The sequence below is a fragment of the Bacillus sp. FCW2 genome (assembly GCF_021228595.1).
Classification (GTDB): Bacteria; Bacillota; Bacilli; order Bacillales; family Bacillaceae; genus Bacillus; species Bacillus velezensis.
This window is the reverse complement of record NZ_CP089436.1, coordinates 3,984,791-4,000,296: the sequence shown is the minus strand read 5'-3', so window position 1 is coordinate 4,000,296 and position 15,506 is coordinate 3,984,791. Positions and strand designations below refer to the sequence as shown.

Genomic DNA, 15,506 nt, shown 5'->3' with positions numbered 1-15,506 from the left:
TCATTTTGTCTTTCGTTCAAGCGACTTTATTATTATATCTTATCAATCTCTTGAAGTCAACAACTTTTTGAATTTCTTTTTTTCGTCAGCGCCTTGTTTAGCGGCAACGAATAATAATATACCACCTCACAAATAATAGTGCAATAGTTTTTTAAAAGAAAATCAAAAAAGTTTTACGAGCGGCTTGTTTCTAAAAAAGCGCCGTACTGCGATAAGCAGAAACGGCGCCTGCCCTTTTATTAGCGTTGTCTCATTTGAGGGAATAATAAAACGTCTCTGATAGACGGAGCATTTGTTAACAGCATGACAAGGCGGTCGATACCGATACCCAATCCCCCGGTCGGCGGCATGCCGTATTCAAGAGCTTCAACGAAGTCTTCATCCATCATATGCGCTTCATCGTTTCCTTCTTCTCTTTCTTTTAATTGCGCTTCAAAGCGTTCCCTCTGGTCAATAGGGTCATTCAGCTCCGTAAACGCATTAGCGTGCTCACGGCCGACGATAAACAGCTCAAAACGGTCTGTAAAGCGAGGGTCCTCCGGATTTTTCTTAGCAAGAGGAGAAATCTCTACAGGGTGGCCGTAAATAAATGTAGGCTGAATGAGTGTTTCTTCAATTTTTTGTTCGAAGAATTCATTGATGATATGACCCACCGTCATTGAGTTTGTGATCTCGATACCATGCTCTTTTGCATGACCGCGCGCTTCTTCAACAGTCATCTCATTCCAGAAATCTACGCCTGTCGCTTCTTTGACCGCATCTACCATGTGGAGTCGTTTCCATTCAGGTTTCAGATCAATCTGCTCTTCGCCGTACTGGATTGTGGTGCTTCCAAGCACTTCCTGCGCAATATGTGCAACGAGGTTTTCCGTAAGGCTCATAATATCTTTATAATCGGCGTACGCTTCATACAGCTCGATCATCGTGAATTCAGGGTTATGGCGTGTAGAAACACCTTCGTTACGGAACACACGGCCGATTTCGTAGACTTTTTCCAATCCGCCGACAATCAGGCGTTTCAGGTGCAGTTCAATCGCAATACGCATATAAAGAGGCATATCGAGCGCGTTATGGTGCGTGATGAACGGGCGTGCAGACGCTCCTCCCGGTATGCTGTGCATCGTAGGTGTTTCAACTTCTAAGTATCCATGGTCATCTAAGTATCTTCTCATCGCTTGGATGATTTTGCTGCGTGTGATAAACGTTTGTTTGCTGTCAGGGTTTACGATGAGATCGAGATAGCGCTGGCGGTAACGCTGTTCAACATCTTTTAACCCATGATATTTATCAGGAAGAGGACGCAGTGCTTTTGTCAGCAGTTCAAAAGATGTCGCTTTGACAGAAAGCTCGCCTACGTTTGTTTTGAAAACTTTCCCCGTGATGCCGATAACGTCTCCGAGGTCTGAAGATTTAAAGATTTCATATTGTTCTTCGCCGACACTGTCTTTTCTTACGTAAATTTGAATTTGACCTTCTAAGTCCTGCAGATGCGCAAAGCCGGCTTTCCCTTTTCCGCGCTTTGTCATCATACGGCCTGCAATGGTCACTTCGATCGCTTTTTCTTCCAGTTCTTCTTTAGAAAGCTCCTGGTAGGCGTCAATGATCTGTTGAGATTGATGCGTTCTCTCGAAACGTTCGCCGAAAGGGTCAATGCCGTTTTCTCTCAGCTGGTTCATTTTATCTCGTCTGACTTGCAGCTGGTCGTTCAATTCCTCATGATTTTGCTCTTCTTGACTCATTGGTATCACTCCGTTACATTTTGATTTCACGAAAAAGCAGAAAAACTGCCAGCGGTAAGCTGGCAGTGAGCAGCAATAGAGGGTGTATATTAACCTACTTTTGCATCTTGAAGCTCTTTTGCCTCTGCTTCGGCGGTAAATGCATCTAAAAGCTGCACAACTTCTTCACGCGTCTCACATTGGTTGATTTCGTTGCGTACATTCGCATTGCCTCTGACACCTTTCAGGTACCAGGCAGCGTGTTTTCTCATTTCTCTGACTGCCACATTTTCGCCTTTTAACTTAATCAGGCGGTCTAAGTGCAGTTTGCATACCGACATTTTTTCACGGACTTTCGGTTCGTCTTTTAACTCACCGGTTTCAAGGTAGTGCACCGTACGGTAAATCATCCACGGGTTGCCGAGTGCGGCCCGGCCGATCATGACGCCGTCAACTCCTGTTTCCTCAAGCATACGTTTCGCGTCCTGAGGCGTTTTGACATCACCGTTTCCGATGACGGGAATGGAGACGGATTGCTTCACTTCTTTAATGATATCCCAGTTCGCAGTGCCTTCATACATTTGCACTCTTGTGCGGCCGTGCAGGGCAACGGCTTTTCCGCCGGCACGTTCAACGGCTTGGGCATTTTTCACCGCATAGATGTGCTCTTCATCCCAACCCATTCTCATCTTCACTGTAACCGGCTTATCAACAGCATCTACTACTGCGGATACCATTTCATAAATCTTATCAGGATCGAGAAGCCATTTGGCGCCCGCATCACATTTTGTAATCTTGGGTACGGGACATCCCATGTTAATATCAATAATATCAGCAGTCGTGTTTTGATCTACAAACTTCGCCGCTTCCACAAGAGTTTCCTTTTTCCCTCCAAAAATCTGAAGGCTGAGCGGTTTTTCACGTTCATCAATGTAAAGCATCCCCATTGTTCTGGCGTTGTTGTAAAGAATCGCTTTGTCACTGACCATTTCAGCGCATACCAATCCGGCTCCGAATTCCTTTACAGTCAATCTGAACGCTGAGTTGCAGACACCGGCCATAGGGGCAAGCACAACCCGGTTTTTCAATTGAATATCACCGATTTTAAACATTTTTCCCCTCCTTTCATTTGTCTATTTTTCAGGCGGGGCCAATTCGTCCGCACTTATATTTAAAACATCTGCCGCATCTTGAATGATGGCATCTGACGGCAATCGGTTTCCGCGTTCAATTTCACCGACAATAGAAACTGATATACCTAATGCTTTTGCAAATCCTTCTTGAGTATAACCTTTCAGCTTTCTGAATGCACGAATTCGCCTACCCCAGATTTCTGCTTCCATACTCTTACACCTTCTTGGTTTGTTTCAGCGCTTATCGTGATATGATCCGCCTGCGGACATATTTCTTTTAACGGCGCAAGGACAAATAAGCGCTCATACATTCTCGGATGCGGAACAATCAGCCGCTCTGTTTCAATATTTTCACGATTATACAGCAAAATGTCAAGGTCTGCCGTCCGCGGTCCCCAGCGAATCTCTCTCGTTCTGCCTAATTCAGCTTCAATGCTCTGCGTTACATCAAGAAGTTCAAAAGGAGATAACGACGTTTTCACTTCAACCGCCATATTGAGAAACTGATCTTGATCCTCATAGCCGACGGGATCTGTTTCATATATGGAGGACACCTTTGACACCGTCAAACCATGATGCCGGCTGAGCATGGCCACTGCCTGGCGCAAATAATGTTCACGGTCGCCCATATTGGAACCGAGGCCGATATATGCCGTATTGTTCATGATTTCTTTCTCGTCATTTCTATAGCTACTGATTTATAATGGCCGGGAATCGGCGGGTCAGGCTTAACAACCTTTACCGTACATTGCTGCACCGGCTCAAATTTCTCAAGGACGGTGTCTGCGATCCGTTCCGCAAGGGTCTCGACCAAATTAACGGGCTCGCCCTCAACGATGCCGCGGCAGACACTGTACAATTCCGCATAGTTAATGGTATAAGAAAGGTCATCCGTTTGCCCCGCTTTGCTCAAATCCAGTTCGGCAGTCAGGTCTACTTTGAAGCGCTGGCCGAGTTTGTTTTCTTCTTCGAACACGCCGTGATATCCGTAAAACTCCATACCTTCCACATATACTTTATCCATAATGTGCGCCTCCTTTGTTCAACATAGCATCCATCATCTTAGTCATTCTTGCGATCTCTTTGACATCGTGCACCCTCACAATGTCGCAGCCTTTCTGGACGCCAAGGCATACTGTCGCTCCCGTTCCCTCGGCACGTTCTTCAGGGGGAAGGTCAAGTACACGGCCGATGAACCTTTTTCTCGATGTCGCCAGGAGCAGCGGATAACCTAACCCGCTGAACACCTCCAGCTTGTTCATGACAGCCAGATTGTCCTCATAGTTTTTCGCAAAGCCGATCCCCGGATCCAGAATCATGTTTTCATCTGTGACGCCGGCTTCTGCGGCAATTTTCACGCTTTCCATCAGGTCTGCAAGCATATCAGGAATAAGATCGTTGTAGTTTCTTTCCATGCGATTATGCATTAAGATAATCGGAACCCCGTGTGCGGCGGCTACTGACGCCATGTCAGGATCACCTTTCGCCCCCCAGATGTCATTAAGGATAGAGGCTCCCGCTTTGACCGCTTCGTCTGCCACGGACGCTTTGTACGTATCGATTGAAAGCGGAATGTCCAGCTCGCTTGTGATCCGTTCTATGACGGGGATGACTCGTGACATTTCCTCATCAGCCGACACGAGTGATGCGCCGGGTCTTGTCGATTCACCGCCGATATCTATGATATGCGCCCCTTCTTCAGCCATCTTCACCGCACGCAGAAGCGCCCTTTCCGTACTGTCGTATTTGCCGCCGTCAGAGAAGGAGTCTGGCGTTACATTTAATATCCCCATAACGAGCGTCTTCTCTTTATAGGACAGAGCGCCTTTTTTTGTATGAATCAGTTTAGGCTGTTCAATTGTTTGCTGCGCCATTTTGTTCCTCCTCCTGTACATTCATTTTGTTTATTTCATGCTGATACTGCTTACGGAGCAATTGCACCGTTTTTCCGCTCATTCCTGGCAGCGGAACTTCCTCTATTTTAGAAAACGGGATGATTTCAAGCACGGAGTTTGTCATCCATGCTTCATCCGCTTCAAGCATTGATTGAAAACGGAATCGGCCTTCGGTGACTTCTGTCCCCTGCCGTTTCAATTCATCAATGACAAACTGTCTCGTTACGCCGTCGAGAATTCCCGTATCCAAAGATGGCGTAAAGACCTTGTCTCCTTTTCGCCAAAACACGTTGGAGACAATGCCTTCCGCGACATCTCCTTCTCCGGTCAGGAAAATGCCTTCAAGATTGGGATCATTCCCGATCTCCCGTTTAGCATACATGTTGTTTAAATAGTGATGGGATTTTAACCGAAAAGATCCTTCAGGCGTGTTTCTCCGGACAGAGAGAAGCCTGCCTTCTTTTTGAACAGGCAGAGTTTCCGGATTGAGCCGGTTGACAAAACAAAGGACGGTCGGCTTTTCATAAGTCTGCGCGGCAAATCCCTTATCGCTGACGCCTGCCGAGATGTTAAGCCGGACACGCGCGCTGCCGTCCTTGATGTCATTGAGGAGCAACAGTCTCAGAAGCATATCAAGCAGCTCCTGTTTGTTCACCTCATATGCAATCTGCAGATCCCGAAGCGCCCTGTTGAGCCTGGCGACATGCGCATCCGGCAGAAACGGCCGGCCGCTGTAAAGCCTGAACGTCTCGAACGCGCCGATCCCGTACAGATAACCATGGTCAAAAGGAGAAAGCGCCGCTTCTTTCTCCTCTATATATTGACCATTCAAATATATAATCACACCGTTACTTCCTTTTTGCGGTGTGTCTCTATAAAGTTTCTGAGCATCTCTTTGCCGAAGGAGGTCATGATGGATTCCGGATGGAACTGAACACCTTCAACAGGCAGCTCATTATGGCGGATTGCCATAATTTCTCCTTCTTTGGTTTGAGCGGATACCGTAAAACAATCCGGCAGCGTGTCCGCTTTGACAATAAGTGAATGGTACCGGGTGGCGACCAGCGGATTTTGCAGGCCTTTAAAAATCGTCTGTCCGTCATGCATAACTTCTGACGTTTTGCCGTGCATGAGCCGCTCTGCTCTGACGACATCGCCGCCGAATACTTGCGCAATCGACTGATGCCCGAGACATACGCCGAAAATAGGAATACTGCCGGCAAAATGTTTGATGGCTTCGAGGCTGATCCCCGCTTCATCAGGACTGCACGGCCCGGGTGAAATCATTAAGAAGTCCGGACCCAGCTCTTCAATCTGCTCAATCGTAATCTCGTCATTCCGTCTGACGATCAGTTCCTCCCCGAGCTCACCCAAATATTGAACCAAGTTGTACGTAAATGAATCATAATTGTCAATCATTAAAATCATCTCTGCTCACCTCGTCTGATTTTTTGTCTCTTCTTCGCTCAGCTCTAACGCCTTTTTCATCGCAAAAGCTTTTTTGAACGATTCCTTGTATTCATGCTTCGGAACCGAATCAATGACCACTCCTGCTCCGGACTGCATAAAAGCATGTCCGCCGGCTGCATAGATCGTCCGGATCACAATGTTAAACTGCAAATCTCCGTTGAATCCGAACCAGCCTATAGATCCAGTATAAAGCCCCCGTCTTGTCGGCTCAAGCTCTTCTATAATTTCCATCGTTCTCACTTTGGGCGCTCCCGTGATGGTGCCCCCCGGGAACACCGCATGAATAATGTCTGTCGCGTCATATCCGTCCTGCAGCTCTCCCTGTACGTTTGACACGATATGCATGACGTGGGAATACTTTTCGATCGCCATAAATTCGTTAACGCGCACGGAGCCGTAGCGCGATACGCGCCCGAGGTCATTGCGCTCAAGATCAACAAGCATGACGTGTTCCGCACGTTCTTTTTCATTGTGAATTAATTCGTCAGCCAAAGCCTTGTCTTCAGCATCGTCTTTTCCTCTTGAACGCGTACCCGCGATCGGTCTCGTTTCAAGCTTCTTCCCCTTCTTTGTCACCAATAGCTCCGGCGACCCGCATATCACTTGAAACCCCGGTGTCTCGAGATAGGCCATGTAAGGAGACGGATTGACGTTTCTCAAGTGTTTATACACCTCATACGGATGAACGGATAAGGACTGAGACTGCCTGATGGACAAATTAACCTGGAACACATCGCCGCTCGCGATATATTGTTTAATTTGTTCTACAGCCTGCGAAAATCCTTCTTCAGTGAACGGAGCGGCGTACGATCCGTCCCCATTCCGATCCAGCGGTGAAAAAGGCTCGTCCGCCGTTTGGAGGGAACACCACATGTCCTCTAAGCCGGACAGCTTTTCTTCCGCAAGATCCGCTTCTTCCGCTTCAGTATGGGTAATGAGCCATAACGCCTCATCCTCATGGTCATAAACGGCCACATCATCAAAAACAAGAAAGTAAATATCAGGTGTTTCCAGATCATCTAACGACAGCATCTTAAAATTCTCAATATATCGGGCGTAGTCGTAACTGATAAAACCAATCGCACCGCCCTGAAAGTCCGGAAACTCAACGTTTGTTTCCGTTCCGAGCGTTCCAAACCATTCATGAAAGGCCCGCAGCGGGTCACCTTCTTTAAACAGTGTTTCCCCCTCATGCTTGATCGTTGTAATTCCGTCTTTCCCTCTGACGGACGCAATCGGATCTAGACCGGCTATACTGAATCTTCCCCCTCTCGCGCTTTCGAGCAGAACATGCCGTTTTCTCGATTTCGAAAGGTTTTCATATCGCTGTAAAAATGCTTGTTTCGTAAAAGGTATTTTTCTTCCTGCCGGTCTGCGTTGTGCCATCATATCAATCCTCTGCTTCGTTTTACTGTAGTTTTATTTTAAAGCAATCACACTGGTGAAAAAAGTGAATTTCACTTCCAACCATAAAATTCGAAACGTTTTTTGGATTTTCGATGCTTCAGCACAAAAAAACTCCCGGATACAGCCGGGAGCCGTGTGTATGTCTCTATTCAAACTGATAAAGCGGTGTGCTTAAGTAACGTTCTCCGTTACTAGGGATGATCGCAAGCACTTTCTTGCCTTTCCCCAGTTTTTTCGCGATTTCCAGTGCCGCGTAAATGGCCGCTCCGGAAGAAATGCCGCCGAGAATCCCTTCTTCTTTTGCCGTTTTACGGGCATATTCAAATGCATCCTCGTTTTTGACGGGAATGATCTGATCATAGATGTCCGTATTCAATGTTTCAGGGACAAATCCCGCTCCGATACCCTGAATTTTATGCGGGCCCGGTTTTCCGCCGGAAAGAACTGGAGAATCCGCCGGCTCTACCGCATAGATTTTGATGGATGGATATGCTTCTTTCAGCACTTCGCCCGCTCCCGTGATGGTTCCGCCGGTACCGATTCCGGCCACGAACGCATCAAGCTGGTCGTCACCAAACTGTTCTACGATTTCTTTCCCCGTCGTTTGGCGGTGAATTTCCGGGTTTGCTGCATTGTTGAATTGCTGAGGCACAAAGTATCCGTGTTCCTCGGCAAGTTCTTCCGCCTTTTTAATGGCGCCCTTCATTCCTTCTGCGCCCGGAGTCAGCACAAGCTCCGCTCCGTATGCGCGCAGCAGATTGCGTCGTTCCATACTCATTGTATCAGGCATAACGAGAATGGCTCTGAGACCTTTAGCCGCTGCCACCATCGCAAGACCGATCCCTGTATTTCCGCTTGTCGGTTCAATGATTGTGTCGCCGGCTTTTAATTTTCCTTCTTTTTCAGCCGCTTCAATCATCGCCACTCCAATCCGGTCTTTTACGCTGCTGCCCGGATTCATGTATTCAAGCTTCAGATATACATCTGCACTGTTTTCATCCGTCAGGCGATTCAATTTCACAATAGGAGTATTTCCGATTAGTTCAGTAATAGAATTTGCAATACGCACCATGTTGGACACCTCAATTTCCGACTAAATTTATTGGTATTATAAATATAAGTTATCAATTTCAAAATTTTTTGTCAATCATTTAGTTCTTTTTTCCCCGTAGAACCAAGAGACCCCCGCCTCTTTCCACAGCGTTTTGACTGTCGCCTTGTCACCTAATTGATCCATCGCGATCTGGCGTCTGATTTGGCTCTTCACTTCATTGTATGAGAAAGTTCTCGCTTTAAGCTTTTCTTTCAGCTGAATGACGGCGTATCCTGAGGAAACTTTAATCGGTTCAGCGGACCATTCATCTTCTTTAAGATTTTTAGCTTCTGTGATATATGCCTGCGGGATATTTTCCTGGTTTTCTGTCACAAAGCCGAGGTCTCCGCCATACTGTGACGTGTATCTGTCCGTGGAACGCTCAGCGGCGACGGCTTCAAAGCTGGAACCGCCTTTCAAATCAGCAAGCACCCTGTCCGCCTCTTCTTTGTTTTTGACGACGATGTGCCGGATTCTGTAGGAATCATCGAAATGGTACAATTCTTTATTTTTATTATAAAATGATTGCATTTCCTTATCCGATATATCGATGTCCTTCGTCAGCAGTTCTTCAAGAAGAATGTTGTAGCGGATCTGGTCTTTCCATTCTTTTTCGGTAATATGGCTGTCTTCATAAAATGAATTATTCACCGCTTTGATTAAAAGAAACTCCCGCTCCAATTCGCTGTTTGAAACTGTGAGTTTATTCTTTTTCGCAAGCTCTTCCACTACTTGTGCATTAATCATGTCTTCCAGAGTTGATTTTCCGTACTGGTCTTCCATCTTTTTCATCCAGTCTTGCCGTGTGATATGTTTATCACCGATTGTCGCGATGGATTCTTCAGATGACCCCGCGGCTTGGGATTTTGTTAACTTATACGCCACTGTCACACTGCATACTAACAGCGCCGCTACAATAATCGTCAAAAGTGTTCTCGATTTCAAAATCTACCCCATCCCTTTTATAAAATAGAACAACCCGCTAAAGAGCTAGCGGGTTGTTTCGTCACGAAGCTCTTCCAGTTCTTCTTTTGTAAATAAATATTTCTCATTACAAAAATGGCAAACCGCTTCGGCTTTTCCGTCTTCTTCTATCATATCTTGTATTTCTTTTTTGCCTAGTCCTAAAATGGCCGTTTCGAATCGATCTTTTGAACAAGAACAGTGAAATTTGACCGGCATTGTTTCGAGAACGTCCGGTTTTTGACCCAGAACTTCTTCTAAGATTTCTTCCGGTGTCAGGCCTTTTTGAATCAATTTTGAAATCGGTTCGATTTGAGATAATTGCTTTTCAATTGTTGAAATGGTTTCTTCATCAGTCCCCGGAAGAAGCTGAATGATGAACCCGCCCGCAGCGAGAATCGTGTTATCAGGATTTACTAGAACACCTACGCCGACAGATGAAGGGACTTGTTCAGAAGAAACAAGGTAATACGTGAAGTCGTCACCTAGTTCACCCGAGACAATCTCTACTTGTCCCGTAAAATAATCACGCAAGCCCAAATCTTTTACGACACTGAGTGTTCCGTCAGTTCCGACCGCCCGTCTGACATCCAGTTTCCCTTGTTCATTGAGATCAAAATGAACGTGCGGGTTTGATACGTACGCTCTTACCTCACCCTTTGCGTTCGCATCTGCGACAATGGCTCCGATCGGGCCGCCGCCTTCTATTTTGACTGTCAGCTTATCTTCACCCTTAAGCATCGCTCCGAGCATCAGAGAAGCTGTCATCGTCCGGCCGATTGCGGCTGATGCCGTCGGCCACGTGTCATGCCTTCTTTGCGCTTCATTAACCATATCTGTCGTTCTGGCTGCATAAGCCCTTACTTTACCGTCATATGCAATTGCTTTAATTAAATAATCCATCGTTTACCTCCTATACGTGACCCACACGATTTCGCTCATAAATGATTTCCAGCCCTTTCAGAGTGAGAAACGGGTCAACAATATCAATACAGTCTGATTCGTTTGCGATTAATGACGCAAGCCCGCCTGTCGCAATGACTTTCGGTTCCTGTGTTGCCTGCCATTTCATCCGCTTTACTATACCTTCAACTTGTCCGACATAGCCGAAAAGGATGCCGGACTGCATGGCGCTTACCGTGTTTTTGCCGATGATATTGTCCGGACGGGCAATTTCAATTCTCGGAAGCTTCGCCGCACGTGAGTACAGCGCTTCCGTCGAAATCGTAATGCCGGGAGCAATCGCGCCGCCCATGTATTGTTTGTTTTCATCAATGTAGCAATACGTCGTCGCCGTTCCGAAATCAACAACAATTAAGGGGCCGCCATACTGCTGGATCGCCGCAACGGCATTGACGATCCTGTCAGCTCCCACTTCTTTCGGATTGTCATACTTTATATTTAAACCTGTTTTCATTCCCGGGCCGACAACTTGCGGCTCGATGTGAAAGTATTTTGTGCACATTCTTTCTAAAGAGAACATAATCGGCGGCACCACGGATGAGATGATAATCCCTTCAATCTGTTCAAACATGAGTCCGGAATGTTCAAATAAGGAGCGGAGCAGCATGCCGAATTCGTCTTCTGTTTTGTGCCTGCTCGTTTCTATGCGCCAATGATATTCTAATTCCCCATCATGATATACACCAATCACGGTGTTGGTGTTCCCCACATCTATAACCAGTAACAACCTCTATCACCACTTTTGAATAGTTTCTAATCATAACATTTTCAACATTCTACAATACCATACACGATCTGCGGCTCTTTTGTAAACAAAACGGAACCAGTAAAAAAACCGCCGGTATACGCCGGCGGTTTTCATGTCAGAAAGCGAACTATTCTTTCGGCTCGTCTTTCTTTTCGTCTTCTGTTTTAGAAAGGATGTTTACTTTCACATCGTCTTTTTGAAGATGGTCATCTGAGAAATTGCGCTCAGGGAGTTTTCCGTGATCCACGAGATGCTTGATTTGTTCCGCATCTAATGTTTCCACATCAAGCAATGTCTGAGCAATCAATTCAAGCTTATCGCGATTTTCAGTCAGGATGGTTTTCGCACGCTCATAACATTCTTTAATGATGCGCTGAATTTCCTGATCGATTTCGTAAGCGATCTGATCACTGTAGTTTTGCTCGTTGTTGAAATCCCGGCCCAGGAATACTTGACCGCCTTGAGATTGACCGAACTGAAGCGGTCCGAGTTTTTCTGACATACCGAACTCTGTCACCATTCTTCTGGCAATGTTCGTTGCCCGCTGGAAGTCATTGTGAGCGCCCGTGCTGACTTCGCCGAAGATAATTTCCTCGGCAACGCGTCCGCCCAGAAGACCGACAATTTTATCGAGAAGTTCAGGTTTTGTCTGGAAGTAACGGTCTTCTCTCGGAAGCATGACCGCGTATCCGCCCGCCTGCCCCCTCGGAACGATCGTTACTTTATGAACCATATCGGCTTCATCCAGCACAAGACCGATAACGGTGTGACCGCCCTCGTGGTACGCCACGATATTGCGTTCTTTTTTCGATATGACGCGGCTCTTCTTCGCAGGGCCCGCAATCACACGGTCCGTCGCTTCATCAATGTCGCGCATATCAATTTTCTTCTTGTTTTGACGGGCAGCAACGAGTGCCGCTTCGTTAAGAAGGTTTTCTAAATCGGCGCCTGAGAAACCGGGTGTTCTTGAAGCGATCGCTTTTAAGTTCACCGTTTCATCAAGCGGTTTGTTTCTCGCATGGACCTGTAATACGGCTTCACGGCCGATGACATCCGGACGGTCTACCGTAATCTGACGGTCAAAACGTCCCGGACGAAGCAATGCAGGGTCGAGAATGTCCGCACGGTTTGTCGCAGCGATAATAATGATTCCTTCATTCGCACTGAAACCGTCCATCTCTACAAGCAGCTGGTTCAGCGTCTGTTCGCGTTCATCATGCCCGCCGCCAAGACCTGCGCCGCGCTGACGTCCCACCGCGTCGATCTCATCAATGAAGATCAGACAAGGCGCATTCTTTTTCGCATTTTCGAATAAATCACGCACACGGGAAGCACCGACACCGACAAACATTTCAACGAAGTCAGATCCGCTGATGCTGAAGAAAGGAACGCCCGCTTCACCGGCTGAGGCTCTCGCAAGCAGCGTCTTACCGGTTCCCGGAGGTCCGACCAACAGCACGCCTTTAGGGATTCTGGCGCCAAGCTCGGCGAATTTGCGAGGATCTTTCAGAAACTCAACAACCTCAACAAGCTCCTGCTTCTCCTCATCCGCGCCGGCTACATCTTTAAACTTCACGCGTTTCTTTTCTTCCGTATACAGCTTCGCTTTGCTCTTTCCGAAGTTCATGACACGGCTGCCGCCGCCCTGAGCCTGATTGAGCAGGAAGAAAAACAGAATAAAGATGATGACAAACGGAATGATCGTCGTTAAGAACGTCACCCACCCGCTTGTTTCCTGTGCGGGATCAACTTTTACGTCCGTCTTTTTAATTGCATCAAATATCTGGTCTGCTCCTTTTCCTTCAGGAACATGTGTTAAAAAGTACTGGTCTTTGTCGTATTTTTTCAGCTGTCCTTTTACCTCATAAACACCTCTGACAGGCTGAACCGATACGCTATCAACTTTCCCCTCATCGAGGTTCTTGATAAACGTACTGTACGACATATTTTCTGTTTTCGGGTTTGAAGTCTGGAAGTAACTCACAACCCCGATTACTACTAATAAAATAAGTAAATAAAAAATGGTATTACGGAAGACCCGATTCATTCCTTACCTCCTCCCACAGTAAGCACAACTATGTTCAATAGTACCATAGAAAATCATTCCAATACAACCGATAACCATCTCGGAAGCAGGCAGCCGATCAGCTTTCATAAATCGCCGGTTTTAATACTCCGATGTAAGGCAGATTGCGATAGCGTTCGGCATAATCAAGTCCGTAACCCACAACAAACGCGTCAGGAACTTCAAAGCCTACGAAGTCTGCTTTAATGTCCGCTTTTCTTCCGCTTGGTTTATCCAACAGGGTAACAATCTTAATTGATTTCGCTTTACGATATCGGAAGAGTTCTACGAGATAGCTCAAGGTTAACCCACTGTCGATAATATCTTCAATGATTAAGATGTCCCGGCCTTCTACAGATGTATCCAAATCTTTGATGATTTTGACTTCTCCCGAAGAAACCGTGGAATTTCCGTAGCTTGATACATCCATGAAGTCCATTTCCAAATATGTATCAATATGCTTTATAAGATCAGCCATAAAAGGAAGCGCTCCCTTTAACACACCGATTGCCAACGGAAACGTGTCGCTGTACTCGCTTGTTAATTGTTCTCCAAGCTGTTTTACTTTCTGCTGGATCTCATCTTCTGAGATCAGCACTTTTTCGATATCCTGTTTCATGTTAATGCTTGCCCCCTACACTTTTCATGCTGTCTATATTGTAATACAATGCGGTCACTGTTTGAAATCACAAGATCGTCAAAGATGGATTTTTTCAAGCCAGGCAGCCAGATAATTTCACCGCTCGCATCCGTTACAATCGGCCATTCGTCCCGATCCCGCAGAGGCAGTTTATGATCAATAAATATATCTTTCACCTTTTTCGAGCCATTCATCCCTTTAAGTTTGATCCGATCGCCGATTTTTCTCGTCCGGATTGTTAAAGGAAATTGCACCTTATTTCTGCTTGTCATAAAAACAGCATTCCCATTTTTGATATGAGGGTCAGCCTGATCGGCCACCTCTATCATAAAGCCGTTGGGGAGAACAGCAGTCTCGCCTTCCGCTCCTTGCAGCTGCAGCTCAAAGGGAACCTTTTCACATTGCCATTGTTCAAATGTAAACAAACATGTCTGATATGATTTGACCACCTTCAGCCCTTTCGGAAAATCAAGCACTCCCGAGGCGCTTCCATTTTCCGCCCATTCGAGAAACTGCTGTATGTGGCGGGCGGAAAACGACGATGGAACGTTTTCATAAAGATAGTTTAATATTAGTTGAACTCCTCTTCTTTGTAAAGGTATCGGAAGGGCAAGCAATTGAGAGGAATTGACTTCAACCGATGTGTCAGACTTGCTTGTAATAACCTTATTCATTCGTTCTTTCGTTAATGACTGCAGGTATTGTTCGTCTTCTGTCAGTGCTTCACTCACCTTTTGAAACATTTTATGAACGTCAGGTGATTCTTGTTTTAAAAAAGGAAGCACGGTCTTTCTGAATCTGTTTCTTGTATAATCGTCTTTTGCATTGCTCTCATCCGTTCTGTAGCTGAGCCCTTTTTGACGGCAGTATTCAAGGATTTCATCCTTTGCCGTATAGAGGAAAGGCCTGATCAGCCAGCCGGATGCAAATTCGCGGACGGGCTGCATTCCCGCAAGCCCTGCCCCGAGCGTACCTTTCGCAAGCCTCATGAGCATTGTCTCAACCTGGTCATCGCCGTGATGAGCCAGCGCCAAAAACTTCGCTTGGTGTTTTGTCATCAGATCTTCGAAAAACTGATATCTGCAATCACGTGCGGCAGCCTGCTTGTTCAGCTTATTCTTCTTTGCGTATGCAGAAACATCAATCTGTACCGTTTCGCAGAGGATGTGTTCCGCTTCGCAATATGACTGCACAAACTTCATATCTTCTTCAGATTCAGGACCCCTGAACTGATGGTCGACATGCGCCGCTATGATAACGGAAGAATGCCCGAAGTGCTTATTCAGCATACTGAGAAGCGCCATTGAATCAGGGCCTCCGGAGACCCCGGCAATAATCGTTTCTCCCTCCGCCTGAAGATGATATGTTTTGAAAAAATCTTCCACGCTTTTCACAATGTCCCCCTCACAAT

16 protein-coding genes are annotated in these 15,506 nt (G+C 46.4%); all 16 read right to left on the bottom strand.

The features are described from left to right. Positions 1–239 precede the first annotated feature (239 nt). Positions 240–1,739 carry a lysine--tRNA ligase gene (gene lysS / locus K3G25_RS19940; RefSeq protein WP_014416740.1) on the bottom strand — a complete coding sequence of 500 codons (1,500 nt, stop codon included), beginning with the start codon at positions 1,737–1,739 and terminating at the stop codon, positions 240–242. 89 nt (positions 1,740–1,828) lie between these two features. Then, positions 1,829–2,830 carry a tRNA dihydrouridine synthase DusB gene (gene dusB, locus K3G25_RS19935; protein ID WP_007409948.1) on the bottom strand — a complete coding sequence of 334 codons (1,002 nt, stop codon included), beginning with the start codon at positions 2,828–2,830 and terminating at the stop codon, positions 1,829–1,831. A gap of 21 nt (positions 2,831–2,851) precedes the next feature. Further along, the gene (locus K3G25_RS19930) at positions 2,852–3,061 is read right to left on the bottom strand and encodes a helix-turn-helix domain-containing protein (RefSeq protein ID WP_003150668.1); all 210 of its coding nucleotides are present in this window, start codon (positions 3,059–3,061) and stop codon (positions 2,852–2,854) included. Beyond that, positions 3,013–3,516 (bottom strand): 2-amino-4-hydroxy-6-hydroxymethyldihydropteridine diphosphokinase, encoded by a 504-nt coding sequence (folK, locus tag K3G25_RS19925; RefSeq protein WP_014416739.1) that lies wholly within the window; start codon positions 3,514–3,516, stop codon positions 3,013–3,015. The genes K3G25_RS19930 and folK overlap by 49 nt, the downstream gene beginning before the upstream one ends. Next, positions 3,513–3,875: a dihydroneopterin aldolase gene (gene folB, locus K3G25_RS19920; protein ID WP_014416738.1), complete on the bottom strand. Its 363-nt coding sequence runs from the start codon at positions 3,873–3,875 to the stop codon at positions 3,513–3,515. The genes folK and folB overlap by 4 nt, the downstream gene beginning before the upstream one ends. Continuing rightward, entirely contained in the window at positions 3,868–4,725 is an 858-nt protein-coding gene (gene folP / locus K3G25_RS19915) for a dihydropteroate synthase (protein WP_014416737.1), read from the bottom strand. Before folP ends, folB begins: the two co-directional genes overlap by 8 nt. Beyond that, complete coding sequence (pabC, locus tag K3G25_RS19910; protein ID WP_014416736.1) at positions 4,706–5,590, bottom strand: aminodeoxychorismate lyase; 885 nt, start codon at positions 5,588–5,590, stop codon at positions 4,706–4,708. The genes folP and pabC overlap by 20 nt, the downstream gene beginning before the upstream one ends. Further along, positions 5,587–6,174, bottom strand: a complete 588-nt coding sequence (pabA, locus tag K3G25_RS19905) for an aminodeoxychorismate/anthranilate synthase component II (RefSeq protein ID WP_007409944.1) — start codon at positions 6,172–6,174, stop codon at positions 5,587–5,589. Before pabA ends, pabC begins: the two co-directional genes overlap by 4 nt. A 6-nt stretch (positions 6,175–6,180) precedes the next feature. Continuing rightward, positions 6,181–7,602 carry an aminodeoxychorismate synthase, component I gene (pabB, locus tag K3G25_RS19900; RefSeq protein WP_014720621.1) on the bottom strand — a complete coding sequence of 474 codons (1,422 nt, stop codon included), beginning with the start codon at positions 7,600–7,602 and terminating at the stop codon, positions 6,181–6,183. Positions 7,603–7,768: 166 nt separating this feature from the next. Beyond that, positions 7,769–8,695, bottom strand: a complete 927-nt coding sequence (gene cysK / locus K3G25_RS19895) for a cysteine synthase A (protein WP_007615206.1) — start codon at positions 8,693–8,695, stop codon at positions 7,769–7,771. Positions 8,696–8,770: 75 nt separating this feature from the next. Then, positions 8,771–9,661 (bottom strand): peptidyl-prolyl cis-trans isomerase, encoded by an 891-nt coding sequence (locus K3G25_RS19890; RefSeq protein ID WP_061861771.1) that lies wholly within the window; start codon positions 9,659–9,661, stop codon positions 8,771–8,773. Between the two features lie 45 nt (positions 9,662–9,706). Further along, positions 9,707–10,582, bottom strand: coding sequence for an Hsp33 family molecular chaperone HslO (hslO, locus tag K3G25_RS19885; RefSeq protein ID WP_004264606.1), 876 nt, complete (start codon positions 10,580–10,582; stop codon positions 9,707–9,709). Between the two features lie 10 nt (positions 10,583–10,592). Further along, entirely contained in the window at positions 10,593–11,369 is a 777-nt protein-coding gene (locus K3G25_RS19880; protein WP_007409940.1) for a type III pantothenate kinase, read from the bottom strand. Between the two features lie 148 nt (positions 11,370–11,517). Then, positions 11,518–13,437 (bottom strand): ATP-dependent zinc metalloprotease FtsH, encoded by a 1,920-nt coding sequence (gene ftsH, locus K3G25_RS19875; RefSeq protein ID WP_004264608.1) that lies wholly within the window; start codon positions 13,435–13,437, stop codon positions 11,518–11,520. 97 nt (positions 13,438–13,534) lie between these two features. Further along, the gene (gene hpt / locus K3G25_RS19870) at positions 13,535–14,074 is read right to left on the bottom strand and encodes a hypoxanthine phosphoribosyltransferase (RefSeq protein ID WP_004264611.1); all 540 of its coding nucleotides are present in this window, start codon (positions 14,072–14,074) and stop codon (positions 13,535–13,537) included. Continuing rightward, entirely contained in the window at positions 14,071–15,489 is a 1,419-nt protein-coding gene (gene tilS, locus K3G25_RS19865; protein WP_029974814.1) for a tRNA lysidine(34) synthetase TilS, read from the bottom strand. The genes hpt and tilS overlap by 4 nt, the downstream gene beginning before the upstream one ends. Positions 15,490–15,506: the final 17 nt, after the last annotated feature.